This is a genomic window from Duganella sp. S19_KUP01_CR8 (assembly GCF_036688705.1).
GTDB lineage: Bacteria > Pseudomonadota > Gammaproteobacteria > Burkholderiales > Burkholderiaceae_D > Rugamonas.
Window position 1 is genome coordinate 26,787 of the sequence record NZ_JAQQPR010000028.1, and the last position, 25,560, is coordinate 52,346.

The window sequence follows — 25,560 nt, forward strand, 5'->3', positions numbered from 1 at the left end:
ATTAAAACCAGTCGTGCCAGACCGGAGTCACGCTGGCCGGCAGCGGCGGCAGCAGCGCGAAATCGACGCGGGACTCGCCCGGCGCATGGAAATCGGTGCCGCGCGAAGCCAGGAAGCCGTAACTGTTGGCCAGCTGCGCGTAGACGCCGTACTGCTCCGGCGTGTGGCTGCCGGTGACCACCTCGATCGCCGTCCCGCCCAGTTGCTTGAACTCGTCGAACAGCTGCCCCTGGGCCAGCTGGCTGAACTTGTAGCGGCCCGGATGGGCGATCACGGCGATACCGCCGGCGCCGCGTATCCAGTTGACCGAATCGGCCAAGGTGGCCCAGCAATGCGGCACATAGCCAGGCTTGCCTTCGGACAGGTACTTCTTGAACACGTCGGGAATATTGGCGCAGGCGCCGATTTCCACCAGGTAGCGGGCAAAGTGGGTGCGCGACATCAGGTCGGGATTGCCGACATATTTCAGCGCGCCCTCGTAGGCGCCGACGATGCCGACCTTGGCCAACTGATTGGCGATCTCGCGGCCGCGGTTGTCGCGGCCGGAACGGGTGCGGGCCAGGCCGTTGACCAGCCCGGCATTATTTTCATCGATCTGCAGGCCGACGATGTGCACGGTTTCGTTGGCCCAGGTGATCGAAATCTCGACCCCGGTCACGAAGCGCATGCCCTGCTCCTGCGCGGCGACGCGGGCGGCCGGAATGCCGCCCACTTCGTCATGGTCGGTCAGCGCCCACACGTCCACCCCCGCCTTGCGCGCGTGTTGCGCCACGGCGGCCGGTGCGAGGACGCCGTCGGAAACGTTGGAATGGCAATGCAGATCGACTTTCAACATATGGCTCTATGGTTACGGCAATGAAGTGATCATTGTACGCTGCCTGCGCAAAAGCCATCCATTGCTACATCAAGGTCGGCGCTGCGGACCCGCGCACCGCGCGCCAGCAGCTCGGCAAAGCGCACCGGATCGATGTTGGAGCCGCACACCAGCAGCGCCACGCGCTTGCCCGCCAGCCGCTCGCGCAGCGGTCCGAACAGGGCGGCCGTCGCCACCGCTGCGGCCGGTTCCGCCACCAGCTTGGCGTCGCGGAACAGATGCAGCATGGCCAGGCAGATCTCGTCGTCGGTCACCCGCACCACTTCGTTGACGAAGCGCCGGCAGACGCCGAAGCTGTAAGCCATCGCATACGGCGCACCCAGGCTGTCGGCCACGGTGTCGACCCGCTCCAGCGCTTCCGGCTGGCCGGAGGCGAAGCTGCGGTACAGCGCGTCGGCGCCGAACGGTTCCACGCCGTACACCGCGCAGGCCGGATTGATCTGCTTGACGGCGGCGGCGATGCCGGCGCACAGGCCGCCACCACCCACCGGCACCACCACCGCGTCCAGATGCGGCACCTGCGCCATCAGTTCCAGCCCGACCGTCGCCGTGCCTTGCGCGGTCAGCGGTCCCTCGTAGGGATGCAGCATGGTGCGCGCCTCGTCGCGCTCGATCTCGCGCCCGCGCGCGAAAGCCTGGTGTACGTCGGGCATCAGCAGCACTTCAGCGCCCAAATCGCGGCATGCTGCGATACGGGCCGGGCTGGCGTGCTGCGGCATCACCACCTTGGCGCTGCACTCCGCCAGCCTGGCGGCGTAGGCAGCGGCGATCGCATGGTTGCCGGCGCTGACGGCGACGATGCCGCGTTGCCGCGCCGGCTCATCCAGCGCTGCAACGCAGTTGAGGGCGCCGCGCAGCTTGAAGGTGCCGGTCTTTTGAAACAGTTCCAGCTTGAGCCAGACTTCGCCGCCGGCAAACTGCTGCTCGACGACGCCGGTCTGCCAGCGCCACACGGGCGTTTCAAGGATTTTGCCTTGCAGGCGTTGGGCGGTAGCGCGGATCTCGGCCAGCGAGGGATAGAGTTGGGTCATGGTGCTGCTCCATAGAATATTCGAGGGAATGCGGCTCAGCCGCGTGAGGGGCTGGGGGCGCCGAGCACCGGCGCAGCCGCAGCTCAGCGACCCTGAATAATTCGAATAATGGAGACGGCGGACAGACTCCGACCGGCGAACGCGGCAGCACCAGCGTCGGAAGCGACGTGGCGGCGGGTTGGCAAGATGGTCGGACAAGAGGTCATGGGTTTAATCATGCCAAATAAGCAAAGCCTTGGCAAGCGATTCCTGGCGATTATTGCTAGCGCGCCAGGAAAGCTTCGATCAGGTGCGCCAGCTCCTCCGGCTGGTCGTGATGCAGCATATGGCCCGCATCGGCCAGCACTTTGCACTCAACGTCACGCAAATGGCCGAGGCGGCGCTCCAGTTCGGCACGCCCTTCCTGCTCGCCGCCCATCCAGGTCCACATATTGGTCTGCTCGGCCTCGACCCACAGCGTCGGCGCGGTGATGGCGCTCCAGCAAGCCATGATGTCCTCGACGTGGTAAGGCAGCGGGCCCGGCTGCTTGTGGGCCGGATCGCCGAGGATCTCCCATTCGCCCGCATCGTTCTGCGCCGACCAGTGCTGCGCCAGGAAGGCGGCGCGCTCGTCGCTGAGGCGCGGATTGGTCTTTTGCAGTCGTGCGGCGACGGCCGCCTGCGATGGATAGTTGCGCATTTCCTGCTGCTCCAGCAGTGCGTCCATCCACTTGGCGTAGCGGCCCGGCGCCTGCTCCGGCTTGCTGGAACGCAGGCCGCCGCCTTCCAGGTTGATCAGCTTGCGGATGCGCTCCGGCCGCGCGCCGGCATAGATGCCAACCACGTTGCCGCCCATGCTATGCCCCAGCAGGTTGACAGCCTGATCCGGCGAGTAATGACGCAGGATGGCGTCCAGGTCGGCCAGGTAGTCGGGGAACCAGTAGGTATCGGTGCCGCAGCGCTGCGACAGGCCGAAACCGCGCCAGTCCGGCGCGATCACGTGCCAGTCGCCCTGCAGGGCGTCGACCACGAACTGGAACGAGGCGCCCACGTCCATCCAGCCGTGCAGCATGAAGATCTTGGGCGCGCCGTCCCGGCCCCAGTGGCGCAGGTGGCAGCGCAGGCCGCGGATGGTCAGGAATTCGGAACGGGACGAAGTGAAGGTCATGATGGTCCTTGAAAATGCGTAAGCCGGCGCAATATCAGTTGCTTGCTGGCGATGAAGTAAAATAATAGCACGACCGTTCGATAGCCGCTCAAGCGTAAAATAGCACCATCCCACCGCTCATCAGCGCTGAATTCAGCACGTTCAGCTCAACTAAGTAAGGTTTCCAATGTCTATATATCAACTGGGCGAACATGCGCCCGAGATCGATGCATCGTCATTTGTTGCCGACACTGCCACAGTGATCGGCAAAGTCAGCCTGCACGCCAACACGTCGGTGTGGTTCGGTGCGACGCTGCGCGGCGATAACGAACGCATCACCATCGGCGAAAACAGCAATGTACAGGAAGGCACGGTCATGCACACCGACATGGGCTACCCGCTCACGGTGGGCAAGAACGTCACCATCGGCCACCAGGCCATGTTGCACGGCTGCACCATCGGCGACGGCGCCCTGATCGGCATCCAGGCCGTGATCCTCAACGGCGCCAAGATCGGCAAGGGCTGCCTGGTCGGGGCCGGTGCGCTGGTCACCGAAGGCAAGGAATTCCCGGACAACTCGCTGATTATCGGCTCGCCGGCCAAGGCCGTGCGCACGCTGACCGACGAAGACGCCGCACGCCTGCTCGCCAGCGCCGACAGCTACGTCAAACGCGGCCAACTGTTCAAGACGCAACTCAAAAAGATTGGATAAAAAATGAGCATCACCCCCATCATCGGCCAGGACACCCTGCAAAAATTCATCTTCGACAACGCCTCCGTGCGTGGCGAGTTCATCGACATTTCCGCCACCTGGCGCGAGGTGCTGTCGCGCCACGCCTACCCTGCCCCGGTCAAGAAACTGCTGGGCGAAATGGTGGCCGCCGCCGCGCTGCTGTCGGCCAACCTGAAGTTCAACGGCACCATCATCATGCAGATCCACGGTGACGGTCCGGTGAACCTGCTGGTGGTCGAGTGCGACGCCGACCTGCATCTGCGCGCCACCGCCAAGCTCGCTTCCGACGCCGTGATCGCCGACGACGCCACCTTGCCGTCGCTGCTGAACGCGAGCGGCAAGGGCCGCTTCGTCATCACGCTCGACCCGGCCGACAAGATGCCGGGCCAGCAGCCATACCAGGGCATCGTGCCGCTGGACGGCGACGATGTCAGCACCGTCATCGAAAACTACATGCTGCGTTCGGAACAGCTGGACACCAAGCTGTGGCTGGCGGCGGACGACAACGTCTCGCGCGGCCTGCTGCTGCAAAAGCTGCCTTACCACGGCGGCACGACCGCCGTCGAGACGACGCCGCTGACCGAAGACGAAGCACTGGAAACCTGGAACCGCGCCGTGATCCTGGGCTCGACCTTGAAGCAGGAAGAGATACTGTCGACCACCATCGACGTGCTGATGCAGCGCCTGTTCTGGGAAGAGACGATTCGCGTGTTCGATCCGCTGCATCCGTCCTTCCACTGCACCTGCACCCGCGAGAAGGTCGGCAACATGCTGAAGATGCTGGGCCGTCCGGAAGTCGACAGCGTGCTGGAAGAACTGGGCCATGTCGGCGTCAACTGCGATTTCTGCGGCCAGCACTATGACTACGACAAGGTCGATTGCGCCCAGCTGTTCGCCACCGACGCGCCGGTCGAAGCGCTGATCCCGGCGGGCGAAGTGAAGCACTAAGCCGTAAAGTTGCACTCAAAAAAAACGCGCCCGACGATCCCGTCCGGCGCGTTTTTTTACAACGGGGGTCAAGTCTGACATTCGGACACGAGGTCATCCATTTCGGGATCTACAGTTAAGCTCGTGTCCGAATGTCAGACTTGACCCCATTTCGTTTTTTACGTCGGTGGGGCGAGCGCGCTCAACTCCCCTGCTCGACTCACATCTTCGTACAACGGGTTTCCATCACTTCGATCGCGCCCAGCGTCTGCGTCGACGTGGCGCTGCGCATCAGGTCGACCCGCTCGACGCAGGAACCGCGCAGCAAGCGCTCCTGGTTGCGGGTGCAGATCGTCACCGAGCCGGCGGTACTGGTACTGCAAAAGAATCCCTCGGCGCGCATGCGCACCAGCGCCTGGTCCAGCGGCATGCCCGGCTGTACTGTCTGCGTGACGAAGTTGCCCAGCGCCGCCTGGTTCACCGTGTAGCAGCCGGCCAGCTGAGCGACCAGCCCCGCCAACGCCAGCATCAAAAGTTTGCGCATCGCGATCCTCTCGTTATTTCCATCCAGCAGTGTATCGCACCGGCGTCATGATCCGGTAACACTCGGTGCCTATCATGCGCAAAGTTTCCATTTCCTCCATATCCAAGGCAGATCATGAACAAGAAATTATCCGCAGTGTGCTTCGCCGCGCTGAGCTTCCCCATGCTGGCGATGGCCGCCAACGTCGCCGCCGCCGTGGCCGACATGGCCGCCGATGCGCCCGCAGCCGCCGCGCAAGGCCACGCTACGGAAGCCGAAGCGGCCGCCGCCGCGCCGGTCGCCACGATTGAAATCGCCACCCGCAAAACCCGCTCCTCGGTCGCGCTGACCAAGGGCGATATGCAGAAAATCCTGCCAGGGATTAATCCTTTGAAGGCCTTGGAAACCTTGCCAGGCGTGAGCTTCCAGACCGCCGACCCTTGGGGCAACAACGAGCAGAACCTGTCGCTGTTCGTGCACGGCTTCAGCGGCCCGCAACTGGGCTACACCATGGACGGCGTGCCGCTCGGCGACCAGCAATACGGCAACTACAACGGCCTGTCGCCACAACGCGCCGTCATCAGCGAGAACGTCGGCAGCGTGATCCTGTCGTCCGGCGCCGGCGACCTGTCGACCGCATCGACCAGCAACCTGGGCGGCACCATCGAGACCTTCTCCAGCGATCCGCAGCGCAGCCGCAACCTGGCCGTGCAGCAGACCGTCGGCAGCTACAACACCTCGCGCACCTTCCTGCGCTACGACACCGGCGACTTCGGCAACGGCAACAGCGCCTACATCTCGGCCGTCCACCACGAGCAGAAGGCGTGGGACTTCAACGGCCGCCAGGGCGGCGACCAGGTCAACGCCAAGTACATCAACCAGAGCAACGCCGGCAAGCTGACCCTGTACTTCAACTATTCGGACAAGATCGAGCCGAACGAAGACGCCACCGTGCGCTCGGCCGCCGAGAAATACCAGCCCTACACCCGTCCGTTCATGTACCCGAACTTCCAGACCGCGCTGGCCTACCTGTCGCCGACCGGCGCCACGCCCGCGGCCGAAGGCAACAACTACCGCAATTACTACAGCGACGCCCAGCGCAAGGACTACCTGACCTACGCCAAGTACGACATGAACCTCGGCGAAACGACCACCTGGTCCAACCAGGTCTACTACCACAACGACGACGGCGTCGGCGTGGTGGCCGGTCCGATCGGCGTGGCCGGCCTGCCCGGCCTGTTCGCGGTCTACTTCCCTGGCCAGAACCTGAAGCAGGTGTTCGGCAACTCCGGCTACGCCACCCGCACCACCGAATACGCGATCAACCGCAACGGCTGGCTGTCGACCCTGACCAGCGAATTCGGCAACCACAAGCTGCAAGGCGGCCTGTGGCTGGAACATAATCGTTCGTCGGCCTACCGCCGCTGGTACGCGCTGGACGTGAACAACCCGAGCTCGCCATACGACCGCCCAAGCAATCCGCTGATCACGCAGTACGGCAGCGAGATCAACAACAAGGTCGCCCAGATCCACCTGCAGGACGAATGGCGCGTGCGCGACGACCTGGCGCTGCAGGCGGGCTTCAAGTCCAGCCTGCAATTTGCAGAAGGCCAGTTCCCGGTGCAACCGGCCAAGGGCGCGATCGCCAACGGTTCGCTGGCCCTGCCGGTGGGCGAGATCATCACCAAGAAATGGTTCCTGCCGCAGGTCGGCGCGCGCTGGGACATCACCTCGCAAGACCAGCTGTTCGTCAACGTGCAGAAGAACATGCGCCAGTTCGTCACCTACGGCGGCGGCGGCGCTTCGCCGTGGAGCCTGGCGAGCCAGGCCGCGTTCGACCTGTTCAAGAGCAGCGCCAAGCCTGAGACCTCGATCACCTACGAACTGGGCATGCGCACCAGCCACCAGCTGGACCTCGGCCCGCTGCAGGCCATCGACGGCCAGGTCAACCTGTACCACGTCGACTTCAAGGACCGCCTGCTGACCATCAGCCCGACGCCGGTGATCACCTCCATCATCGGCGGCAATCCGGTGCTGGCCAACGTCGGCAGCGTCAAGACCGACGGTATCGACATCTCCGGCACGCTGCATTTCGGCCGCATGTTCTCGTTCTACGATGCACTGTCGTTCAACCGTTCGACCTACTCGGACAACTACAGCAACGGCAAGGACATCGTGCAGACCGCCGGCAAGGCCGTGCCGGGCAGCCCGGAGTGGATGAACAAATTCGTCGCCACCGCCACCGTGGCCGACACCGAGTTCCAGCTGATCGGCGACTACGTCGGCAAGCGCTACGCCACCTACACCAACGACCTGGACGTGCCGAGCTACTTCCTGATGAGCCTGGGCGTATCGGGCAAGCTGCCCTTCCTGAACAACAGCTGGGTGAAGAATGCGCGCTATCGTTTGAACGTCAGCAACCTGGCCAATCGCGAAGGCAGCCTGAACGTGGTGGTCGGCGCGGCCAGCGGGACTTACAATACCTTCCCGATCGCTCCACGCCAGGGCTTCCTGACTTTGATGGCTGACTTCTGATGAACAATCTTTATTTGCCCAAGCGCCTGTCGCGGCGCGGCTTCATTCAAGCGGCGGCGGTGACCGCCGGCGCTACGCTGATCCTGCCCGGCTCGGTGCTGGCGGCGACCACCTCGGACCTGTCCGGCATGCCGGGCATCGGCCCGGTCGGCGCCGGCGCCAAGACCCCGCTGGTGTTCGGCCACCGTGGCGCCAGCGCGTTGCGTCCCGAGCACACGCTGGGTTCGTACGCCAAGGCCATCGCCGACGGCGCCGACTACATCGAGCCGGACCTGTGCAGCACCAAGGACGGCGTGCTGGTCGCGCGCCATGAAGCCTTCCTCAGCGAAACCACCGACGTCGCCAGCCATCCCGAATTTGCGAGCCGCAAGACCCGCAAGACCATCGACGGCGAAACGCATGAAGGCTGGTTCGTCGACGACTTCACGCTGACCGAACTGAAGACGCTGCGCGCGGTGGAACGCCTGCCGCAGTACCGTCCGGCCAGCGCGCAGTACAACGGCATGTTCCAGGTACTGACGTTTGAAGAGATCATCGACTTCACCGCGGCGGAAGCGGCGGCGCGCGGCCGCATCATCGGCCTGGTGCCGGAGCTGAAGCATTCGACTTATTTCGCCAGCGTCGGCCTGCCGCTGGAGGACCGCTTCCTGTCCATCCTGGCGGCGCACGACTACACGCGCCGCAATCCGGTCGAGATCCAATCGTTCGAAGTGGCCAACCTGAAATACCTGCGCGGCAAGCTGGGCCAGCGCGCCAATCTGCGCCTGATGCAGTTGGTGATCGGCGAGAATGTGCGGCCGATGGATGTGGCCAAGGCCGGCGGCACGTTGACCTTCTCGCAGATGTGCACGCCGGCCGGCCTGCGCGACATCGCGCAGTACGCCGACGTGGTGGCGCCGCCGACACGCTCGCTGATTCCGCTGAAGAAGGATGGCAGCCTGGGCGAGCCAAGCTCGCTGGTGGAGGATGCGCACAAGGCGGGCTTGCGGGTGGAGCCGTGGACCTTCCGTCCGGAGAACCATTTCCTGGCGGCGGACTTCCGCAACAACGCCGGCGACGCCGCGCGCAACGAGGCCGGCTCGATCGCCGAAATCAAGCGCTACATCGCCACCGGCCTGGATGGGTTCTTCACCGACGATCCGGCATTGGGTCGCGCCGCCCTCAACGGCTGATCTGGTTTAGCGCGAACGACGGCGGGCCCAGCCCGCCGTCAGCAACACGCCGGCGAGCAGCATTGCATACTGCGACGGCTCGGGCACCGGCGCGGTGGTGGTCAGCACCATGTTATCCAGATTGAGAATTTCATTGCTTGCCGGAGGCAGTATCGAGAAACGGTAAATGGGCACGTTGCTGCTGATGCTCAACCTGCCGTCAAAGGAGCCCGGAGTATCCAGCACATCCATCGCAAGGACATGGCCTTGGGCATCATACCCAGTCAGCGTCGCCTTCCAGGATGAACGCGTATTGATCGAAATGCCGTACACCGGCACCGACAGCGTGGCGATCGGGTTGGTCGAGCTGATGAAATGATTCAACGGATTGCCGTCGAAGAAGGCAAACTGCATCAGCGAGCCCTGGGAAAAGTGCAAGCCGATGGCGGCATATTTTTCATCCAGCGTATCGATAAACGTATCTGCCGTCGGCACGTCGTCGGCCGTGCCAAGGACGCCATCGGCCCCCGGCAGGTGTTCAAAATCGATAGTGATCGACGCCGCACCGGCGCCAGCGGAGCACAGCACCGAAACGAACAACGCAATAACGATACGCCAGACTTTGTTCATGATTTTCCTATGTGGTTTATTTGATAACCACATGATAGGCAATCATGAAAGTTTTAACAACATATTTCACGTATCGGTCAGGCCATTGGCAATGTAACGAGTGCCAGCAAGCCGCCGCCTTGGGCATCGCTCAGCTCGATGGTCCCGCCGTGACTGGCCGCCGCCGAGGCCGCGATCGCCAAGCCCAGTCCGCTGCCGCTCTTGGCTTGCTGCGGATCGCGGAAGAAGCGGTCGAACACACGTACCCGCAATTCCGGCGCAATGCCCGGTCCCTGGTCCTCCACCGTCAACACCGCCTGCCCCGCAACACAGGCCAGGCCGACCCGCACCACCCCATGCGGCGGGCTGTACTTGATCGCGTTCTCCACCAGATTGTCCACCAGCGACACCAGGCTCTCGTGCTGCCCCATGATGCAGACCGGTTCCGCCGCCGCCAACTCCAGCTCCAGCTCCACGCCCTCGCGCGACGCCAGCCCCGACAACGCCGCCAGCCGGTCCTGCAACAAGGCATCCAGCGCCAGCCGCCCATGCGGTTCGCTGCCGGTGGCGTCGCTGCGCATCAGTTGCAGCAGCTGGCCGACCAGCCTCCCGGCGCGATTGCCGCTGCTGAGTATGCCGTTCAACAATTCACGCTGCACCGGGCCGTTGGCCTGTCCCTGCATGGCTTCCGCGTTGACCCGCATGGCCGCCAGCGGCGTGCGCAGTTCATGCGCGGCGTCGGCGATGAAGCTGCGTTCGCGCAGCGCGCTCTGGCTGACCCGCAGCAGCAAGGCGTTGACGCTGTCGACCATCGCCGCCAGCTCGCGGTGCGGCGGCTTGAACGTCAGCGGCGTCAAGTCCTGCGGGCCGCGCGCCGCCACCTCCTGCGCCACGCGTCGCCACGGACGCATCGCGATGCGGATCGACCACCAGGCCGGCAAGGGCAGCAGCGGCAAGCTGATCAACAAAGGCAGCAGGAAGTAGCCGCGTGAATTGATCGTCATAAACACATTCAGGATGCCGACCGGCGCCGCCACCATCACCTGGGTGTCCGACGTGCGCGAGCGGACCGTGCGTGTGCGGAATCGTTCGCCTAGCAGGTGCACGGTATGGATGCCCTCGGCGTCGCCGCGGCGCAGGCCCGGTGGCATCGCCTGCGTATGATAGACCAGCCGCTCGCCTTGCCAGACCAGCAGCAGCGGACCGAGCGACTCCAGTTTGCTGTCATCGAACTCCTCGCGCAGCGCGCCGTCGATCAAGGCCAGGCTCTGTTGCTGCCGGGCCGGCTGGCTGGCCAGGTTCTCGGCCACGCTGATGACCGCATCGAAGGTTCTGAGCGAGTTCAGGTAGCTGGGACTGTCGCCGCCGTTGTGGACCACGATGGCGATCACGCCGCCCCACATCACCAGCACCAGCGCCACCTGCACCAGCATCAGCCGCCGCACCAGGGTCGGCTCGGCGACCACGCGCCACAGGCGCCGCAGCCAATAACGCAGCCAACTCACGCGGCACCGCCCGGCGCCTGCTGGTCGATCACATAGCCGATGCCGCGCACGGTGCGGATGTAGCCCTCGCCTATCTTGCGCCGCAGGTTGGCCATGTGGACGTCCAGCGTGTTGCTGGCGTTGGTCTGGCTGCCGGGCAGGGTTTGTTCCTCCAGCACGCGCCGGGTCAGCACGCGGTCGGTGCGCATCATCAGCATCTTGAGCAGCGAGTACTCGCTGGCCGTCAGCTCCACCGCGCGGCCGGCCACGCTGACGCGGCGGGTCGGCGCATGCAACACCAGGCCGCGCACGTCGATGGTCTCGCCGTCGTAGCCGTAGCTGCGGCGCGCCAGCGCGCGCACGCGCGACAGCAGCTCGGCCAGCACGAAAGGCTTGACCAGGTAATCGTCGGCGCCGCCATCCAGGCCGGACAGGCGGTCGTCCAGCGTATCGCGCGCGCTGAGGATCAGCACCGGCAGGCCGCCACTGCTGTCGCCCTGCGCCTTGTTGCGGCGCAGCTGACCCAGAAAGGTGAGGCCGTCGCCGTCGGGCAGGCCGAGGTCGAGCAACACCAGGTCACAGCCGTCGCGCGCCAGGCTGCGTGCGGCGTCGTCAAGGGTGCGCACCCACACCACCTCCATGCCCTGCTCCGACAGCGCGATGCGCACGCCGTTGCCCAGGTCCAGGTCGTCTTCTATCAACAGGATTTTCATAGGGCGTATTAGAACATCTGAATCTGAAGATGAGCTAAAGAAGCCGTCTTCATGTTTTCTTCATCAAAGGCTCAGATTGCCTTCATGGCGGCTCTCCATACTGCACCCAGTTGACCGGGCCATCGGGGCGCCGGCGCTACTTCTGAATGGATACAACCATGAATTTACGCCTGATCTCCACCGCAGCGGCCTGCCTGCTGCTTCCCTCCCTGGCCCTGGCGGCCGACGACAGCCAGTTCCTGCTCGGCGGCGGCGTTGCGGCCGGCGCGCGCTATTCCGGCTCCAAGCAAAACACCGTCGCGCCGCTGATCCTGCTGGACTACAGCCATGCCAGCGGCTTCTTCGCCAGCACCATGCGCGGCATCGGCTACGGCGGCCAGCAAGGCCCGCTGAGCTACAGCGCGGCATTGGGCTATCGCGGCGAACGCAAGGAAAAAAACGAGAAGGGAGTGTTCGGCAATACCGGCAGCGCGGAGCTGAAGGGCATGGGCGACATCAAGGGCAGCGCCAGCGCCATGCTGAGCCTGGGTTACAAGCCCGTGTCCATGCTGGAGTTGAACGTCAGCGCGGACGTTCCACTGTCGCAGCGCGAGAACGGCAAGAATTTCCACGCCGGCGTGACCGCCCAGCTGCTCGACGCGCCCAACGACCAGCTGTCGCTGAGCGCAGCGGCGGGTTTTGCGGACAGCAAGTACGCGCAGACCTACTACGGCGTGACGGCCAAGCAGGCGACGACGTCGAACTTCAAGGCCTACCAGGCCAAGTCAGGCCTGTACGAAGCGAACCTGATGCTGTCCTGGCAGCACAAGATCGACCAGAAGTGGAGCGTGACCACCATGCTGGGCGCCAACCACCTGCTGCGCGAAGCTTCGCGCAGCCCGCTCACCCAGCGCAAGACCAGCCCGACCGGCGCGGTCTACGTGAGCTACGCCTACTGATTTTCCAGCAGCAGGGTCTGGATGTCGCGGTAGATCAGCTCGGGCTGCAGGAAGGCCGGGCTGTAGATCTCGCGCACCCGCCCCTGCCGGTCGAGCAGGAACAGCTTGACCTGGTGGTAGTACAGCCGCGTAGGTTTGCCCTCATTGTCGAGCTGAACCGAGGTGCTCTGCCCCAGTTCGTCGAGGATGGGTTGCAACTGCCCGACCGAGCGCGAGGTCAGGAAGTGCCAGCGCAGCGGCTGGTTTGGGCGCCCCAGCGCGCCGCCGTAGTTGCGCATGGCTTCCGGCGTGTCGTTGACCGGATCGAAGGAGATGCTGGCGAACTGCACCCGGCGCGCCAGCGCGGGCGTCTCCAGCAAGCGCAATCGCAGGTCGTGCAAAGTGGAGAACAGCGCCGGACAGCCGACCGGGTCGCTGCAATAGGTGTACATGAAGTTGAGCAGCGTGACCCGGCCTGTGGTGTAGCGTTCCAGCGGCATGTCGCGGCCGTCGCTGTCGAGCACCACGCCGCGCGGGCCGGCCTGGATCACCGGCAGGCTGTAGCTGCCGGCCGCCGGCACGATCAGCTGCGACGGCGCGGGTGACGGCACGGCCGTAGGCCGCTGCGCCGCGCCGGCCGGCGGCGCCGCATCGGTTCCGCTCAACAGCAGCAACGCCAGCAGCAACGGCCAGAGATCAACGCGCCAACGCCACATTCGGGGTCGGCTTGGCGCTGAACTTCATGTGGTGCGGACGGCCCAGCTTCTCCTTGTAGAAATCGATCTTCCATTGCTGGACCAGCTCCTTGCCGTCCCAGTGGAAGAGCTTGATGAAATGGTCGTCGTTGTCCAGGTCCCAGTGTTCCAGCAGGCTGGTGGTGATGTACAGGCGCTTGCCGTCCCAGCTCTGGCTGACCATGTTGACGTGCTTGCCGGTGACCTTTTCATAGACCTGGCGCGGCGCTTCCGGATTGCTCAGGTCAAACAAGCGGGTCTTGCCGTCCATGAAGGTGTTGACCCACAGGCCCTTGCCGTCGGCCGTGATCGACATATCGACCGGCAGCGGAATCTTGGCCGGATCGCCGATCGCTCCGACATCGCGCGCCTGCCAGCGGCCGCTGGCGTCGGGCTTGACCAGCCACAGCTTGGAGGTCAGCGCGGTGGCGGTGATCGCCCAATTGTCGCCGCTGGCCTGCGACCAGCGCACTTCCAGCGGCGCGCCAGGGGTGCTGAAGATCTGCAACGGCTTCATGGCCTTGAAGTCCCACAGCACCATGGTGTTGCCGAATTTTTGCATCGCCGCCGGGTCCTTGATCAGCTTGCCCAGGTCGGTGCGGTAGTTGTTGTAGCCGGTGAAGCTGGAGGTCAGCATGGCGTTGCGGGCGGGGTTGATCGCCAGGTCGTAGCCATAGCCGTCGCCCTGCACCTCGCCGATCTTGCCGGTCGGGTTGGGATAACTGGCCACCACGTCGCCCTTGTTGTTGTACACCGCCATGCCGGTGGCGCCGCCCATGTCGCGCGGGTTCGACAGGAAGCCGACCAGCATCCGGCCCGGCAGCGCATAGAAGGTGTGCGGGCCGACGAAGCCACTCTTGTCGACCACGTCATTGATGGTCTTCACCAGCTTGGGATGGGCCGGGTCGGTGCCGACGTCGAACACGAAAATCTTGCTGTCCTGCAGACGCCCGGCCCACAGGTATTTGCGGTCTTCGGTGAAGCCGACGTGGTGGGCGTCGCCACGGCCCGGCACCGACAGCTTGTTGATCACCTTGCCGTATTGGGGCGAGGCCGGGTTGGCGTCGATGGTGACCAGCTTGTCGTTGCCGTCACCGATGCCCTTGATGCCCAGCGTCCAGACCTGGACGTAGTCTTCCTGACCCTTGATCAGGTTGGACATATACGGAGAGTTGCAGGTTTCGTCGGCGCCGGCCGGGCCGGCCAACAATGCGGCAACGAGCAGACTGGCGATAGGCAGCAATTTCATTCCGGACTCCGTATATGTTTATTAATATATACAATTTGACATCGTCCGTTTGAAAAATCAACCGTTACTTTTGCGTTTGTTCATACACACTTGGACTTGTACAATCCACAGTACAGGTGATGGCTGCCTAAATTGAGACGATGGAGTGCAAAATGAGAATCATCAGCTTTTCCGATGCTCGCAGCAATCTACGGACTGTGATCGACCAGGTGGTTGAGGATGCAGACGTCACCGTTATCTCTCGCCGCGATGCACCAGATGCAGTAGTCATGTCCTTCGACCATTACAGCAGCCTGATGGAGACGGTGCATCTGTTGAGTTCGCCTGCTAACGCGGCGCACCTGGCAAAATCAATCGCTCAGGCGCGCGCAGGCCAGGCGCAGCAGCGGGAACTCATCGATATTCCCGCTGCGGAGTAAGCGCAACATGCGCAACGTGAAGTTTACTGATGAGGCCTGGAACAGCTACATCTATTGGCAAACGCAAGACAAGAAGACCCTCAAACGCGTCGATGATCTGATCAAAGACGCGCAGAGAGACCCCTTCAGTGGCATCGGAAAGCCAGAGGCGTTAAGGCATAGCCTCTCTGGTTTTTGGTCCAGGAGAATAGACGAGACAAATCGCCTGGTCTACGAAGCCACGGAAGAGGACTTGGTGATCATTTCTTGTCGATACCATTACTAGTACTGCATTTACAGCACTGCGCTGCTGTGGGCGGCCACCAATTGCCACTGGCCGTTGTCCGCCTGCCGCCAGATGCGGGTGAAGCGCAGCAAGGCTTCGAAGTCCTGTGCGGCGTAATGGCCGCTGAGCTTGACGCAGATTGAAGTCATCGGCAGCGCCGCATTGCCCAGCACTTGCAGCTCGACCGTTTCAACGCTGCGGAAACGCAGCGTGCCGGAGCGGTGCAGCTCCAGGTCCTGCGCCTTGTCGATGACCTGTCCCATGTGGTTGGTGAACAGCAGGTCGTCGGCCAGGATCTGGTCCAGCTCTTTCACGTCCGAGGCCAGCATGGCCAGCCGCAGGCGTTCTTCGGCCGCGCGGATTTCCACATGACGCTTCAACGCGCCCAATACCTCGGGGAAGTCGCCCACCACCATCGGACCGAACTCGGCCTCCTGCGGTCCGGTGATCTCGGTGCTGTAGCTGATGCGCGTCTGGCCGGATGGCAGCGCTTCGATGCGGTGGAACACCAGCACGCGATTGCCGTCGACGACGGTCTCGTCGGTGAACTCCTGGTTCTCGCGCACCGTCCGCAAGGTGCTGGTGAAGAGGTCGTCGCCCGGCACCCGCATCGTGAAGCTGCTGCCTTCCGCGAACGGGCCGTGCAGCTCGATGTTAACGATGCCGGCGTTCCAGCGCTTCCAGCCGGCGACGTCCGAGAACAGCGCCCAGACCTGCGCCGGCGTGGCGCTGGTTTCTATGCTTGATACATGGGTCCACATGGAATTCTCCTTGATTCGATGGAGACCCAGCATAGCGAAATATTAACATTAAAGCAATCAACGGCTGGCCTGACGTGCGGCGCTATCCGGCTTGGGCAGCGCGGCCGTCATGTCGACCCAACTCTGCGGCTGCGGCTTGTTACGCTCGCGCACGCCGAAGAAGCTCACCACCAGCTCGCCGTTCTTGTCGAAGAATTCCACCGATGTCACGCCGGCGCGCTTGATGACGTAGCCGCTGTTGAAGGCGTTGTCGCGCAGGTGCAGATTGAATTCCGGGTCCAGCACGTTGAACCAGCCGCCCGCTTCCTGCACCTTGTTGACCTTGCCGCTGAAGATCTGGATCGTCGATTCATTGCCGAGGAAGGCCATGATGTCCAGCTTCTGTTTGGCCGATTGTTCCAGCAACTGCCGCACCGCCAGCGGCGTGACGCGCTGCACCGCGCTGGCCGGCGCCAGCCGCATCGCCTGCTCGCGCGATACGCCGAACTCGCTCAACAGGCGGTTGAACTGGTGCACGTCGGTCAGCTCGTTCCACGCCAGCTGGAATTCCTTGACGTCGACCGCGCTGTCCGGTTTCTCGGCCACCTTGGCTGGCGCTGCAAGGACCTTCAGCTCCGCGCTCTGCACCGGGTTGCGGAACTCTGCCACCAGCTTGTCGAACACCGGCACGCCGGCTTCGCTCTTCACGTAGATCTTGTGGGCGGCGTTGCCGTGGGTGTCGAAGAATTGCAGGCTGCGCGTGACCGCGCCGTCCTTGCCGGGTTGAACAACAGCGAACGCATACTTCCAGTTCTTGAAGGTGAAGCGCAGGTCGATCTCGCCGCCCAGGTAGCCGCCGGCGATGTTGCGCAGGCGGGCTTCGCGTTCCTTTTCCTTGTCGGCGTCAAGGCCGACGATTTCTTCCTGCGGCTTGAGGCGGGTGGCGACGCCGGTGCGTTCCAGCACGCCGTTGTCGTTGCGGGTCAGCGCCAGGACGGTGCCCAGGTCCAGCGCGCGGCGCATGATTTCACGCGGCACGTTTTCGCCTTCCTGCAAGCGGGTGACGGTCTTGCCGATGCCGACCGCCAGCAGATCGGCCTCGGAAACGTTGAGCGTCTTGGCGGCGTCTCGCAGTTGCAACTTCGGTTGTTCGGCGCGCAGCGCGTCGTAGCGCTCGGCCAGGCTGGCGGCGTTGGCCGGCAGGTTTGTGAGCAGCAAGGCGCCGGTCAGCGCCAGGGCAAAACGGTGATGAGCTTTCATGTGGACTCCTTAGTAGATCACTTTGAGGTTGACCGCGTAGTTGCGGCCCGGACGGACATTACGTTCGATATCGGCCAGCGTCGCGGCGGTGCTGCCGGCCGGCAGGCCGCGCGCCGACGCGTAATCCCAGTACTTCTTGTCGCCGAGGTTGTAGACGCCGGCATTGATGACGGCGTGCTTGCCGATGTTCCAATAGGCGGTGAGATCCATCACCGTCGAGCCGGGCACGGCGAAGCGCGCGACGGCGGCGTCGGCGATGATGTCGTCGCCGGCTTTCTTGCCGCGCACGGTGCTGACCACGAAGGCAGCGCCGCCGCGCAACGCCGGGTCGTCGTAGGCGAAAGTGGCATTGGCCTTGTACGGCTGGATCGACGACAGCTCGCCCTTCTTGCCGGTCAGGCGGTTCTCCGCCGTGCCGCGCGATACGCCGCCGGCCAGTGCCACGCTGTAGCCCTTCATCTGCTCGATCCACTGGCCCAGCAGGAAGCGGCTGCTCACCTCGCCGCCCCAGGTGGTGGCCTTGCCGACGTTTTCAGGACGATAGAGGCCGAAGGTGATGGTCGGATAGTTGACCGGATCGGGCGCTTGCGCGGCGTATTCGATCAGGTTGCTGTAGCTGGTGTAGAACACCGATGAGCTCAGTTCCACGCCGCTGCCTGGCCCGCCTTTCAGGCCCAGCTCGAAGGCGTTGCTGGTTTCCTTTTTCAGGTTGGGATTGCCCAGCACCGCGTAGCCGTTGCCGGCGCCGGTGTAGCTGAACGAATCGTAAGTACCGGTGCGTTCGGCCGAGGTCGGCAGACGTGTGCCACGGCTGTACTGCCCGTAGGCGCTAAAGCCCGGCGCCAGCTCGACCGACAAGTTCAGGCTGGGCGTGAAGAAGGAATCGGTGCTCTCCGTGATTTCCTTGGCCGCGCTCGGCACGGCGATCAGGTAGGCCGCCAGGTTCTTCGGCGTCAGCTTGCGCTGCTCGCCGCGCAGGCCGGGCGTCAGCGTGGCCTGCCGGCCCAGCAGCGTGAAGCCGAACTCGCCGCGTACATAGGCGGCCAGCTTGTCGGCGTCCATGTCGGCCATGCGGTTCTTCATGGTGATCTGGTGCGCGCCGGTCTTGATGACGGTGCGGTCTTCCAGCCACGGACGGCGCGACTCCTGCTGCTCGTAGCTGATGCCGTAGCTCAGCAAGCTCAACGGATCGAGCTGCTTGGTGGCGTCCAGCGCCATGCCCTTGCTGTTGTTGTAGAAGCCGGTCGAAATGTTACGCAGATAGGGTTGGCCACCGGTCAGGTAGCTGGCGCGGGTCAGGCCCACCACCGACGAGTTCTGCGTGTAGGCGCGGGTGTCCAGCGTGTCGAACAGCAGGCCGGAGCCCGGCGTGTAGCGATGCTCGATGCTGTAGCGCGTGCGCTCGGTACGCGAATCCTGGGTCGTGCCTTCCGGATAGGACGGGCCGAGCTTGTTGGCGAAGATCCGGTCGTGCTGGGCCTTGTAGTTGTCGACGGTGAAGTTCAGTTGCTGGTCACGCGCCAGCTTCCAGTTCAGCTTGGCCAGCACGGCGTCCGAACTCCAGTCGTCCGGGTTCTGCGGCGCGCTGCCCTTGCTCTTGCTTTGCTCGCCTTCGCGGTGCACGCCGACGATCAGGCCTTTCAGGTTTTCGCTAAGCTTGGCGGCGGCGGTCACCGCGTGCATGCGCTGCGCGTGGTCGGAGGTGTAGCCGAACTTGTAGTCGGCGTAGAGATTGCGCGTGCTCAGGTAGTCTTCCGGCGCCTTGGTGATGAACGAGACCGAGCCGCCGATGCCGGGCGTGCCGGCGCCGGCCGGGCTGGTGCAGGAACCGATGCGCACTTCGCGGAAGGTTTCTGGATCGAAGTAGTCGCGGCCGATGCCGAAGGCGTTGGTGCTGGTGCCGTCCGGCTTGGGCGCGGCGTCGGGCAGCGCGATGCCGTCCAGTTCCAGGCTGACGCGGTTGCCTTCGACGCCACGGATATTGAAGCCGGTATTGCCGGCGCCATCCCAGATATTGCCGGAGCCGCTGGCGGCGGCGGGCACGCTGATCAGCGGCGAATAGCGGGCGATGTTGGCCATGTCGATGGCGTTGTTCTGGCTGATCTGCTCGGCGCCGATAACGACGGTGGCGCCGCTGCGGGTGTTGCCGCTGTCATCGCGCTTGGCTTTGACCAGGATCTCGCCCAGCGCGGTGGCGACAGGCGCGTCGGCGGCGGTTTCGGCGGCATAAGCGGGCAGCAACGCGGCGCCCAGCAGGGTCAGCAAGGCGGATTGCACCGCCAGCGTGACGGCGTGGAGAGTCAAAGGCGCGGCCGTATGCCGGGCGCCCGAAGTGATAGCAGCCATAGAGTTCCAGGAGTGGGGTGACGGCTGGCTCTCGGACCTACGGCGATTGCTGGCAAAAACACATCTTAACAATAATGATTCTCATTTACAAGCACCTATTCAATCTTCGGGTAGCTTGATATGGCTCAACAGACTTCCATGGGGCGCCCGCAGAATACCGCTTCTACGCGATGATTCAACCCCACCAGGAGGTCCACGATGGCTGCAAATGCAAACGGGAAAATTGTTCAACTCGGATCGTACAAGGCGTCGAAACAGAATAATTCCATCTCCGGCCTGTCGTCCGGGGCCTTCATGACGGTGCAGCTGCACCTGGCCCGCTCGGCCAGTTTTACCGGCGCGGGCATCATCGCGGGCGGGCCGTTCCGCTGCGCCGAAACCTACCAGCCGAGCGGGCTGGTGACGCCGGAAGATTCCCGCATCGAGAACTCCCTGTACATCTGCATGAATCCGCTGACCGCGCAAACCGGCCCGGATGCGCAGCTCCTGGTCGCCATGGCCAGGAACACGGCCGAGGCGGGGCTGATCGACGACATCGCCAATCTCGCCGACGACCGGCTCTACATCTTCACCGGCAGCAAGGACGACGTGGTGTATTCCGACGTCGTCGAGAGAACCCGGCAGTTCTACGAAATGCTGGGCGTGCAGCAGCAAAACATCAGCTACCGTGACGACGTGCCAGCCGGCCACAGCATCATCACCGACAACCCGGAAGATTCGGAGCTCGATCTCAATCAACCGCCCTACATCAACAACGGCGGCTTCATGCAATCGCACGACATCCTGCGCCATATTTATGGCGAGCTGAAGGAGCCCGCCGAGCAGCTCACCGGAAAATTGCTGTGTTTCGACCAGCGGGAATTTATTGGCGCGGATGCGCCGTGGGCCAGCATGAGCCAGTTCGGCTACGCCTATATTCCGTCCAGGGTGCTGGCCGGCGACGTGAAGGAACCGCGCGTGCATATCGCCCTGCACGGCTGCAAGCAAGGCTACAACTACACCGACTACGTCAACGGCCGCGCCGACACCGCCAACCAGCCGCCGTACGGCAACCGCTACATCACCACCACCGGCTACAACCACATCGCCGAAAGCAACGACATCATCGTGCTCTATCCGCAGGCCGAAGGCACGGACAACGGCCAGATCCAGAATCCGGACGGCTGCTGGGACTGGTGGGGCTATAGCAACAAGGATGCAAACTCACCCTACTATTCGCGCGATGCCGTCCAGATCAAAGCGATCCACGCCATGCTTGACCGCCTTTGCGCTTGAGCGAACCAGGAGTATGCAATGAGCAAATTTCCCATTACCGTCGGATCGAATTCCATTGAGAAAAAAGAAGGCGTCGTCGCCGAATCCATGGCGCTGGCGGCGAACACGTTTGCGCCGCTGGCGCATGCGATGACCACGCAAAGACTGGTGCAAAAAGACGCCACCCACCTTGTCAACAACGGCGCCATGACCATGGCGCTGGCGGCCAAGCTGTGGGATCCCGTGGTCTGGAGCGAGTGGACGCAGTTGCAGGCGGCCATCGCGCAGCGCCTGTACACCCAGAACCAGGACTGGCACAAGGGTTGCGCGATCCTGGTCGAGGACTATGGGCAGATACGGCAGGCCAACACCATGTCCAAGCTGGTGGAAAAGCAGGGCAATCTGGTCTCGCAATCGGCCGCGCTGCTGACCAGCCAGACCACGAACTTCATGGCGCTGCTGGAAAACATCGACGTCGATTTTGGCTACTGGGCCAGCCAGAAACTACGGCAGGATCAGCCTGCCAGGTAGTTGTTCTTCACGCGCACGTAGTGCTCCGCCGAGTATTTCAGGTAGGCGATTTCCTCGGTGGTGAGCGCCCTCACCTTCTGCGCCGGGCGGCCAACGTACAGGTGGCCGCTCTCCAGCACCTTGCCGGGCGAGACCAGGCTGCCGGCGCCGACCATCACGCGGTCCTGCACGACAACGTCGTCCATGATGATGGAGCCCATGCCGATCAGGCACTCATTGCCGATGGTGCAGCCGTGCAGCAGCACCGAGTGGCCGATGGTGACGTAGTCGCCGATGACCAGCGGCGAGCCGTCCGGCTTGGCGGCGTTCTTGTGCGAGACGTGGCCCATGGCGAAATCCTGCACGTTGCTGCACGCGCCGATGACGATGCGGTTGACGTCGCCGCGCAGCACGGTGTTGCACCAGACCGAGCTGTCGCGGCCGATGCGCACGTCGCCGATCACTTGCGCGGAAGCGTGCAGATAGATGTCCTCGCCGAGGACGGGGCTGGTGTTCAGATAGCTGGATACAGGCATGGCATTAAGCGACGTAGGTGCTGTCGCCGTGCGGCGCAGCGTGGAAGGCAGGCAAAGCTTCAGCCTGGCGCGAGAATTCAACTTGCAAGGGATAGCGCGACGCATCGACCACTTCCGGCAGCATCTGCTGCATGAAGTGCCAGGTCACGGCCGTCATCACGCCGGCATGGTCCATCTGCGCCGCCGACAGCGGATGCGCGCGCAGCTCGGCTTCCAGCGCATCGAACGCCGCCAGCATCTGCACGGTCACGCGCTCCACCCACGGCTGGTGCAGCTTCTCGGCCGGGCGCACCATGCGCTCGTACACCAGCTGCACGCCCTTGTCGCAGGCGGCCAATGCCAGGCCCAGTACACGCAGCGAGCGCAGCAACTCGGTCGGCATCGACGGCGTCAGGCGGCTGGCCGGCATGGCCAGCGCTTCCGCGTACTGCACGATCAGCGTCGAGTCCATCAGCACGGTGCCGTCGTCGGCCACGAAGGTCGGCGCCTTGACCACCGGATTGAGCTGGCGGAACTGCTCGAAGGTGCTGAACACCGACAGCGACTGGTGCTCGAAGCGCACGCCCATCAACTGCAAGGTCACCGCCACCCGGCGGACATAGGGGGAATCGAGCATGCCGATTAATTTCATGTTTTCTCCAAAAGTTAAGCCAGCGCCCACTCGGCGGCCTTGCGCGCGTGGATGGCGGTGGTGTCGAACAGCGGCACGTCGGCGTCCGGCTGCGCGACCAGCAACGAGATCTCGGTGCAACCCAGAATGATAGCCTGTGCGCCCTGCGCCACCAAGCCGGCGATGATGCGGCGGTACTCGTCGCGCGAGGCGTCGACGATGCGGCCCAGGCACAGCTCTTCGTAGATGATGCGGTGGACGATGTCGCGGTCGTGCTGGTCCGGCACGATCACGTCGAGGCCGTGGCGCTCGCGCAGGCGGTCCTTGTAGAACGCCTGCTCCATCGTGAAGCGGGTGCCCAGCAGGCCGACCTTGCCGTAACCGGCGTGCTTGATTTCAATGGCGGTGGGATCGGCGATGTGGAACAGCGGAATGTCCACCGCAGCTTCGATGGCATGCGCCACCTTGTGCATGGTGTTGGTACACAGCACCAGGAAATCGGCGCCGGCGGCGCGCAGCGAGCGCGCGGCGTCGGCCAGCAGCGTGCCGGCAGCGTCCCAGTCGCCGGCATGCTGCAAGCGCTCGACTTCATGGAAGTCCACGCTGTACAACACCACCTTGGCCGAATGCAGGCCGCCCAGATGCTGTTTGACTGTCTCGTTGACCTGACGGTAGTAAGGCACCGTCGACTCCCAGCTCATGCCGCCTATCAGTCCGATTGTTTTCAACTGCGCTCCTTGAAGAAACCCGGCCTTGCGATCCGCGGCGGCTGGACGCAAGCATACACGGCGCTGCGCTTTTGCGCTGCGGACGCGGGCGCCTCAGGCCTCTGGACGGGCGTAGCTGACGGTCAGGATTTCCCACTGGTGGCCGTCCGGCTCGTTCCAGTAGACGATGCTGCCGCCGTTGTAGCTGCCGACCTGATGATCGACCTCGGCACGCACAGAGCTGCGGTACGGAATGCCGGCGGCCTTGATGCGGCCGAGGATGGCGTCGAACTCGGCCTGGTCCACGCGGAAGCAGTAGTGCTGGAGCGGGATGGGTTCCGGCCACTGGTCGAAGTCGATGGTCAGGCCGTCGTTGACGAACACCGGCGCGAACGGACCGACGCCGGTGGGCGACCACGGCACGTCCAGCAATTCCGCCAGCTGCTTTGCCGCCGCGAGCTTGTCGCGTACCGGCACCAACAAATGATCAAGATGAATAGTCATAAGCACCTCCACCCCCATTTTAAAACAACGTGGTGAAGGCAGGCACGCGGTATCAGGACTTTTGAAGGGAAGCCTGCGCCGGCGCAGCCTGATGGCGCGGACGATAGTTCGGCGCCAGCAGCTTGTATTGCTGGCGGCGTTTGAATTCCGCGTCGCGCTGTTGCCAGGTCGGGCCGTTGGCCGGCGGCGCCGGCAGCACGGTCGGCTCACCGTTCATTTTCAACTCGGCGATGGGCGCGTCGCCGGCATCGTCCTTGTTATCGGTGTAGTGGATGCGGCCTTGGGCGTCGGCCCATTTGTAGATCTGTGCGTGACTGCTCGCGCCGGCGCACAGCAAGGTGATAGTCAGTAGTGTGCGGAACATGGAGGATTGTTCTCATGAAGAATCGACCCGCCGATTGTACGAAAAATTTCTACGTAGAAATCTATTGAAATGTCACCACTATTGCAATAGCACCACCGCACCGCGCGTGATCGAGCGCACCACCGCCATCACGTCCCAGTTGGTGAGGCGGATGCAGCCGTGCGATTGGGTCTTGCCGATCTTGCCCGGCTCGGGCGTGCCGTGGATGCCGTAGTGTTCCTTGCTCAGTTCTATCCATGCGAGGCCGACCGGATTGTTGGGACCGGCCGCGATGCGCGCCTTGGCGTCGCCGGCCCTGGCGTCCCAGAACAGCTTGGGGTTGTAGCGGTATTCGGGATTGGTGGCGACGCCGCGCACCTGCCAGCGGCCTTCGGGCAATGGATCGTGCTTGCTGCCGGTGCTGGCGGGGAACTGCGCGAACGGCATGCCGCCGGCGTCGAGCAAAGTCAGCGTGCCCTCGCGCGCGTCGACCAGGATGGAGCTGGCTTTCGGCAGCGGCCTGGCGGCGGCCACGTTGGGCACGGTCAGCTGGGTGCCGGCGCGGGTCAGCGACTTGCCGGGATTGAGGCGGCGCAGCAGATCCGGACTGCTATGAAATTTTTCACCCAGCGCTTCTGCCAGGCTGGCGTAACCCAGCGCGGGCAGCTTGGACTTGGCCATCATGCCGGCCGGGACCGGCGTGTAGGGACCGGCGACGTCTTGCGCGGTGATGGTGTAGGTGTCGAGCACCGGCGCCTGATCGCGCTCCAGCTCGGTCCATGTAGCGGCATCGACCACGCCGGTCAGCGGCAACTGGTGCAGCTTCTGGAAGCCGCGTATGGCCTGGCGCATATTGCTGCCGTAGGCGCCGTCCATTTCGCCGGATGAAAAGTGCGCGCGGTCCAGCAGCACCTGTGCCCGCAACACCTGCTCGCCTTTGGCATGCGGACCGATGGTTGCCGCGTTGGCGATGCCGGCCACCGCCAACACTACTGCAAAAAATAAGACTCTCAAACCAAAACTCGTATGACGATGTGGGCGCCTATTCTAGCTTAAGCCTGATCGCCGCAACGGTTCATCAGAGAGGTGTTTTATTGATGACGGCTTCAATGCGATGGCCGTCCGGGTCGACCAGGAAGGCGGCGTAGTAATGGTCGCCGTAGTCGGGGCGCGGGCCGGGGGCGCCGTTGTCGCTGCCGCCGATGCGCAGCGCGTCGGCATGGAAGGCGTCCACGGCGGCGCGGCTCGGCGCGGCGAAGGCCATGTGGAAGCCGGCGCCCGGCGCTGCGGCGTCGTCACGCAACTTCAGGCACAGCAGGTCTTTGTCTTCTTCGAGGCCATAGCCGATGGCGTCATCATCTTCGAATACACGACGAAAACCCAGCGCGCCCAAGGCGGCGTCATAGAAGGCGCCGGCGAGCGCGAGGTCGCGCACGCCGAAAGAAATGTGATGCAGCATA

At 63.7% G+C, this 25,560-nt stretch carries 28 protein-coding genes; 9 read left to right on the forward strand and 19 right to left on the reverse strand.

The genetic code is table 11. From position 1 onward, the window contains the following. Window position 1: 1 nt before the first annotated feature. The 3 genes from V6M89_RS23915 to V6M89_RS23925 form a co-directional block, all read right to left on the reverse strand. Window positions 2–835 carry a 3',5'-nucleoside bisphosphate phosphatase gene (locus V6M89_RS23915; protein ID WP_332855541.1) on the reverse strand — a complete coding sequence of 278 codons (834 nt, stop codon included), beginning with the start codon at window positions 833–835 and terminating at the stop codon, window positions 2–4. Between the two features lie 29 nt (window positions 836–864). Next, window positions 865–1,905, reverse strand: a complete 1,041-nt coding sequence (locus tag V6M89_RS23920; protein ID WP_332855542.1) for a threonine ammonia-lyase — start codon at window positions 1,903–1,905, stop codon at window positions 865–867. 262 nt (window positions 1,906–2,167) lie between these two features. Next, window positions 2,168–3,052, reverse strand: a complete 885-nt coding sequence (locus V6M89_RS23925; RefSeq protein WP_332855543.1) for an alpha/beta fold hydrolase — start codon at window positions 3,050–3,052, stop codon at window positions 2,168–2,170. A gap of 166 nt (window positions 3,053–3,218) precedes the next feature. Here V6M89_RS23925 and V6M89_RS23930 point away from each other — a divergent pair, with 166 nt between their 5' ends. Both V6M89_RS23930 and hslO read left to right on the forward strand, forming a co-directional pair. Next, a complete protein-coding gene (locus V6M89_RS23930) occupies window positions 3,219–3,743 on the forward strand; it encodes a gamma carbonic anhydrase family protein (protein ID WP_117014813.1) in 525 nt (174 codons plus the stop codon). Between the two features lie 3 nt (window positions 3,744–3,746). Beyond that, on the forward strand, window positions 3,747–4,712 hold the full coding sequence (hslO, locus tag V6M89_RS23935) for an Hsp33 family molecular chaperone HslO (protein ID WP_332855544.1): 966 nt from the start codon (window positions 3,747–3,749) through the stop codon (window positions 4,710–4,712). 199 nt (window positions 4,713–4,911) lie between these two features. Here hslO and V6M89_RS23940 read toward each other — a convergent pair whose 3' ends face one another. Further along, the gene (locus V6M89_RS23940) at window positions 4,912–5,235 is read right to left on the reverse strand and encodes a hypothetical protein (RefSeq protein ID WP_332855545.1); all 324 of its coding nucleotides are present in this window, start codon (window positions 5,233–5,235) and stop codon (window positions 4,912–4,914) included. Window positions 5,236–5,349: 114 nt separating this feature from the next. On the opposite strand from V6M89_RS23940, the gene V6M89_RS23945 reads away from it, so the two are divergent. Continuing rightward, the gene (locus tag V6M89_RS23945; RefSeq protein ID WP_332855546.1) at window positions 5,350–7,749 is read left to right on the forward strand and encodes a TonB-dependent receptor; all 2,400 of its coding nucleotides are present in this window, start codon (window positions 5,350–5,352) and stop codon (window positions 7,747–7,749) included. Then, complete coding sequence (locus V6M89_RS23950; RefSeq protein WP_332855547.1) at window positions 7,749–8,921, forward strand: glycerophosphodiester phosphodiesterase; 1,173 nt, start codon at window positions 7,749–7,751, stop codon at window positions 8,919–8,921. The genes V6M89_RS23945 and V6M89_RS23950 overlap by 1 nt, the downstream gene beginning before the upstream one ends. 6 nt (window positions 8,922–8,927) lie before the next feature. Here V6M89_RS23950 and V6M89_RS23955 read toward each other — a convergent pair whose 3' ends face one another. The 3 genes from V6M89_RS23955 to V6M89_RS23965 form a co-directional block, all read right to left on the reverse strand. Beyond that, complete coding sequence (locus V6M89_RS23955) at window positions 8,928–9,530, reverse strand: PEP-CTERM sorting domain-containing protein (protein WP_332855548.1); 603 nt, start codon at window positions 9,528–9,530, stop codon at window positions 8,928–8,930. Window positions 9,531–9,607: 77 nt separating this feature from the next. Then, entirely contained in the window at window positions 9,608–11,014 is a 1,407-nt protein-coding gene (locus V6M89_RS23960) for an ATP-binding protein (protein WP_332855549.1), read from the reverse strand. Continuing rightward, on the reverse strand, window positions 11,011–11,706 hold the full coding sequence (locus V6M89_RS23965) for a response regulator (protein WP_332855550.1): 696 nt from the start codon (window positions 11,704–11,706) through the stop codon (window positions 11,011–11,013). The genes V6M89_RS23960 and V6M89_RS23965 overlap by 4 nt, the downstream gene beginning before the upstream one ends. Window positions 11,707–11,864: 158 nt before the next feature. Between V6M89_RS23965 and V6M89_RS23970 the strand changes: the two genes are divergently transcribed. Next, window positions 11,865–12,644: a MipA/OmpV family protein gene (locus tag V6M89_RS23970; RefSeq protein WP_332855551.1), complete on the forward strand. Its 780-nt coding sequence runs from the start codon at window positions 11,865–11,867 to the stop codon at window positions 12,642–12,644. Here the strand turns inward: V6M89_RS23970 and V6M89_RS23975 are convergent. Together V6M89_RS23975 and V6M89_RS23980 are read right to left on the reverse strand one after the other, a co-directional pair. Next, window positions 12,638–13,339 (reverse strand): SCO family protein, encoded by a 702-nt coding sequence (locus tag V6M89_RS23975; protein WP_332855552.1) that lies wholly within the window; start codon window positions 13,337–13,339, stop codon window positions 12,638–12,640. The genes V6M89_RS23970 and V6M89_RS23975 overlap by 7 nt on opposite strands. Continuing rightward, window positions 13,320–14,606 carry a selenium-binding protein SBP56-related protein gene (locus tag V6M89_RS23980; protein WP_332855553.1) on the reverse strand — a complete coding sequence of 429 codons (1,287 nt, stop codon included), beginning with the start codon at window positions 14,604–14,606 and terminating at the stop codon, window positions 13,320–13,322. The genes V6M89_RS23975 and V6M89_RS23980 overlap by 20 nt, the downstream gene beginning before the upstream one ends. 152 nt (window positions 14,607–14,758) lie before the next feature. Here V6M89_RS23980 and V6M89_RS23985 point away from each other — a divergent pair, with 152 nt between their 5' ends. Both V6M89_RS23985 and V6M89_RS23990 read left to right on the forward strand, forming a co-directional pair. After that, the gene (locus V6M89_RS23985) at window positions 14,759–15,025 is read left to right on the forward strand and encodes a type II toxin-antitoxin system Phd/YefM family antitoxin (protein ID WP_332855554.1); all 267 of its coding nucleotides are present in this window, start codon (window positions 14,759–14,761) and stop codon (window positions 15,023–15,025) included. A 7-nt stretch (window positions 15,026–15,032) separates the two neighbouring features. After that, entirely contained in the window at window positions 15,033–15,290 is a 258-nt protein-coding gene (locus V6M89_RS23990) for a Txe/YoeB family addiction module toxin (protein ID WP_332855555.1), read from the forward strand. A gap of 8 nt (window positions 15,291–15,298) precedes the next feature. Here V6M89_RS23990 and V6M89_RS23995 read toward each other — a convergent pair whose 3' ends face one another. Genes V6M89_RS23995 through V6M89_RS24005 form a run of 3 tightly spaced genes read right to left on the reverse strand, consistent with a single transcriptional unit; the run spans window position 15,299 to window position 19,636 of the window. Further along, window positions 15,299–16,051: a DUF4440 domain-containing protein gene (locus V6M89_RS23995; protein WP_332855556.1), complete on the reverse strand. Its 753-nt coding sequence runs from the start codon at window positions 16,049–16,051 to the stop codon at window positions 15,299–15,301. Window positions 16,052–16,108: 57 nt separating this feature from the next. Further along, window positions 16,109–17,290, reverse strand: coding sequence for a hemin-degrading factor (locus V6M89_RS24000; RefSeq protein ID WP_332855557.1), 1,182 nt, complete (start codon window positions 17,288–17,290; stop codon window positions 16,109–16,111). A gap of 9 nt (window positions 17,291–17,299) precedes the next feature. Next, window positions 17,300–19,636: a TonB-dependent receptor domain-containing protein gene (locus V6M89_RS24005; RefSeq protein WP_332855558.1), complete on the reverse strand. Its 2,337-nt coding sequence runs from the start codon at window positions 19,634–19,636 to the stop codon at window positions 17,300–17,302. Window positions 19,637–19,834: 198 nt separating this feature from the next. Here V6M89_RS24005 and V6M89_RS24010 point away from each other — a divergent pair, with 198 nt between their 5' ends. Then, a complete protein-coding gene (locus V6M89_RS24010) occupies window positions 19,835–20,911 on the forward strand; it encodes an extracellular catalytic domain type 2 short-chain-length polyhydroxyalkanoate depolymerase (RefSeq protein ID WP_332855559.1) in 1,077 nt (358 codons plus the stop codon). Window positions 20,912–20,929: 18 nt separating this feature from the next. After that, window positions 20,930–21,421 (forward strand): hypothetical protein, encoded by a 492-nt coding sequence (locus tag V6M89_RS24015; protein WP_332855560.1) that lies wholly within the window; start codon window positions 20,930–20,932, stop codon window positions 21,419–21,421. Here V6M89_RS24015 and V6M89_RS24020 read toward each other — a convergent pair. The 7 genes from V6M89_RS24020 to V6M89_RS24050 all read right to left on the reverse strand — a co-directional run bounded on the left by V6M89_RS24020 (window position 21,406) and on the right by V6M89_RS24050 (window position 25,559). Then, window positions 21,406–21,936: a gamma carbonic anhydrase family protein gene (locus V6M89_RS24020; protein WP_332855561.1), complete on the reverse strand. Its 531-nt coding sequence runs from the start codon at window positions 21,934–21,936 to the stop codon at window positions 21,406–21,408. The genes V6M89_RS24015 and V6M89_RS24020 overlap by 16 nt on opposite strands. Window positions 21,937–21,940: 4 nt before the next feature. Then, on the reverse strand, window positions 21,941–22,567 hold the full coding sequence (locus V6M89_RS24025) for a glutathione S-transferase (RefSeq protein WP_332855562.1): 627 nt from the start codon (window positions 22,565–22,567) through the stop codon (window positions 21,941–21,943). A 14-nt stretch (window positions 22,568–22,581) separates the two neighbouring features. Continuing rightward, entirely contained in the window at window positions 22,582–23,274 is a 693-nt protein-coding gene (locus V6M89_RS24030; RefSeq protein ID WP_332855563.1) for an aspartate/glutamate racemase family protein, read from the reverse strand. Between the two features lie 93 nt (window positions 23,275–23,367). Continuing rightward, on the reverse strand, window positions 23,368–23,757 hold the full coding sequence (locus tag V6M89_RS24035; protein WP_332855564.1) for a VOC family protein: 390 nt from the start codon (window positions 23,755–23,757) through the stop codon (window positions 23,368–23,370). 52 nt (window positions 23,758–23,809) lie between these two features. Then, window positions 23,810–24,121: a DUF4124 domain-containing protein gene (locus V6M89_RS24040; protein WP_332855565.1), complete on the reverse strand. Its 312-nt coding sequence runs from the start codon at window positions 24,119–24,121 to the stop codon at window positions 23,810–23,812. A 78-nt stretch (window positions 24,122–24,199) separates the two neighbouring features. After that, window positions 24,200–25,114: a L,D-transpeptidase family protein gene (locus V6M89_RS24045; protein ID WP_332855566.1), complete on the reverse strand. Its 915-nt coding sequence runs from the start codon at window positions 25,112–25,114 to the stop codon at window positions 24,200–24,202. Window positions 25,115–25,178: 64 nt separating this feature from the next. Next, window positions 25,179–25,559: a VOC family protein gene (locus tag V6M89_RS24050; protein WP_332855567.1), complete on the reverse strand. Its 381-nt coding sequence runs from the start codon at window positions 25,557–25,559 to the stop codon at window positions 25,179–25,181. Between the last annotated feature and the right edge of the window lies 1 nt (window position 25,560).

Bases quoted from the DNA above. Each gene is read 5' to 3' on its own strand.
- V6M89_RS23970 (WP_332855551.1), top strand. From the start codon at position 11,865: ATGAATTTACGCCTGATCTCCACCGCAGCGGCCTGCCTGCTGCTTCCC.
- V6M89_RS23955 (WP_332855548.1), bottom strand. From the start codon at position 9,530: ATGAACAAAGTCTGGCGTATCGTTATTGCGTTGTTCGTTTCGGTGCTG.
- V6M89_RS23965 (WP_332855550.1), bottom strand. From the start codon at position 11,706: ATGAAAATCCTGTTGATAGAAGACGACCTGGACCTGGGCAACGGCGTG.
- V6M89_RS24015 (WP_332855560.1), top strand. From the start codon at position 20,930: ATGAGCAAATTTCCCATTACCGTCGGATCGAATTCCATTGAGAAAAAA.
- V6M89_RS24035 (WP_332855564.1), bottom strand. From the start codon at position 23,757: ATGACTATTCATCTTGATCATTTGTTGGTGCCGGTACGCGACAAGCTC.
- V6M89_RS23940 (WP_332855545.1), bottom strand. From the start codon at position 5,235: ATGCGCAAACTTTTGATGCTGGCGTTGGCGGGGCTGGTCGCTCAGCTG.
- V6M89_RS23990 (WP_332855555.1), top strand. From the start codon at position 15,033: ATGCGCAACGTGAAGTTTACTGATGAGGCCTGGAACAGCTACATCTAT.
- V6M89_RS23930 (WP_117014813.1), top strand. From the start codon at position 3,219: ATGTCTATATATCAACTGGGCGAACATGCGCCCGAGATCGATGCATCG.
- V6M89_RS24020 (WP_332855561.1), bottom strand. From the start codon at position 21,936: ATGCCTGTATCCAGCTATCTGAACACCAGCCCCGTCCTCGGCGAGGAC.
- V6M89_RS23975 (WP_332855552.1), bottom strand. From the start codon at position 13,339: ATGTGGCGTTGGCGCGTTGATCTCTGGCCGTTGCTGCTGGCGTTGCTG.
- V6M89_RS24040 (WP_332855565.1), bottom strand. From the start codon at position 24,121: ATGTTCCGCACACTACTGACTATCACCTTGCTGTGCGCCGGCGCGAGC.
- V6M89_RS23980 (WP_332855553.1), bottom strand. From the start codon at position 14,606: ATGAAATTGCTGCCTATCGCCAGTCTGCTCGTTGCCGCATTGTTGGCC.
- V6M89_RS23995 (WP_332855556.1), bottom strand. From the start codon at position 16,051: ATGTGGACCCATGTATCAAGCATAGAAACCAGCGCCACGCCGGCGCAG.
- V6M89_RS24005 (WP_332855558.1), bottom strand. From the start codon at position 19,636: ATGGCTGCTATCACTTCGGGCGCCCGGCATACGGCCGCGCCTTTGACT.
- V6M89_RS24010 (WP_332855559.1), top strand. From the start codon at position 19,835: ATGGCTGCAAATGCAAACGGGAAAATTGTTCAACTCGGATCGTACAAG.
- V6M89_RS24025 (WP_332855562.1), bottom strand. From the start codon at position 22,567: ATGAAATTAATCGGCATGCTCGATTCCCCCTATGTCCGCCGGGTGGCG.
- V6M89_RS23945 (WP_332855546.1), top strand. From the start codon at position 5,350: ATGAACAAGAAATTATCCGCAGTGTGCTTCGCCGCGCTGAGCTTCCCC.
- V6M89_RS24050 (WP_332855567.1), bottom strand. From the start codon at position 25,559: ATGCTGCATCACATTTCTTTCGGCGTGCGCGACCTCGCGCTCGCCGGC.
- hslO (WP_332855544.1), top strand. From the start codon at position 3,747: ATGAGCATCACCCCCATCATCGGCCAGGACACCCTGCAAAAATTCATC.
- V6M89_RS23985 (WP_332855554.1), top strand. From the start codon at position 14,759: ATGAGAATCATCAGCTTTTCCGATGCTCGCAGCAATCTACGGACTGTG.
- V6M89_RS23920 (WP_332855542.1), bottom strand. From the start codon at position 1,905: ATGACCCAACTCTATCCCTCGCTGGCCGAGATCCGCGCTACCGCCCAA.
- V6M89_RS24000 (WP_332855557.1), bottom strand. From the start codon at position 17,290: ATGAAAGCTCATCACCGTTTTGCCCTGGCGCTGACCGGCGCCTTGCTG.
- V6M89_RS23915 (WP_332855541.1), bottom strand. From the start codon at position 835: ATGTTGAAAGTCGATCTGCATTGCCATTCCAACGTTTCCGACGGCGTC.
- V6M89_RS23925 (WP_332855543.1), bottom strand. From the start codon at position 3,052: ATGACCTTCACTTCGTCCCGTTCCGAATTCCTGACCATCCGCGGCCTG.
- V6M89_RS23950 (WP_332855547.1), top strand. From the start codon at position 7,749: ATGAACAATCTTTATTTGCCCAAGCGCCTGTCGCGGCGCGGCTTCATT.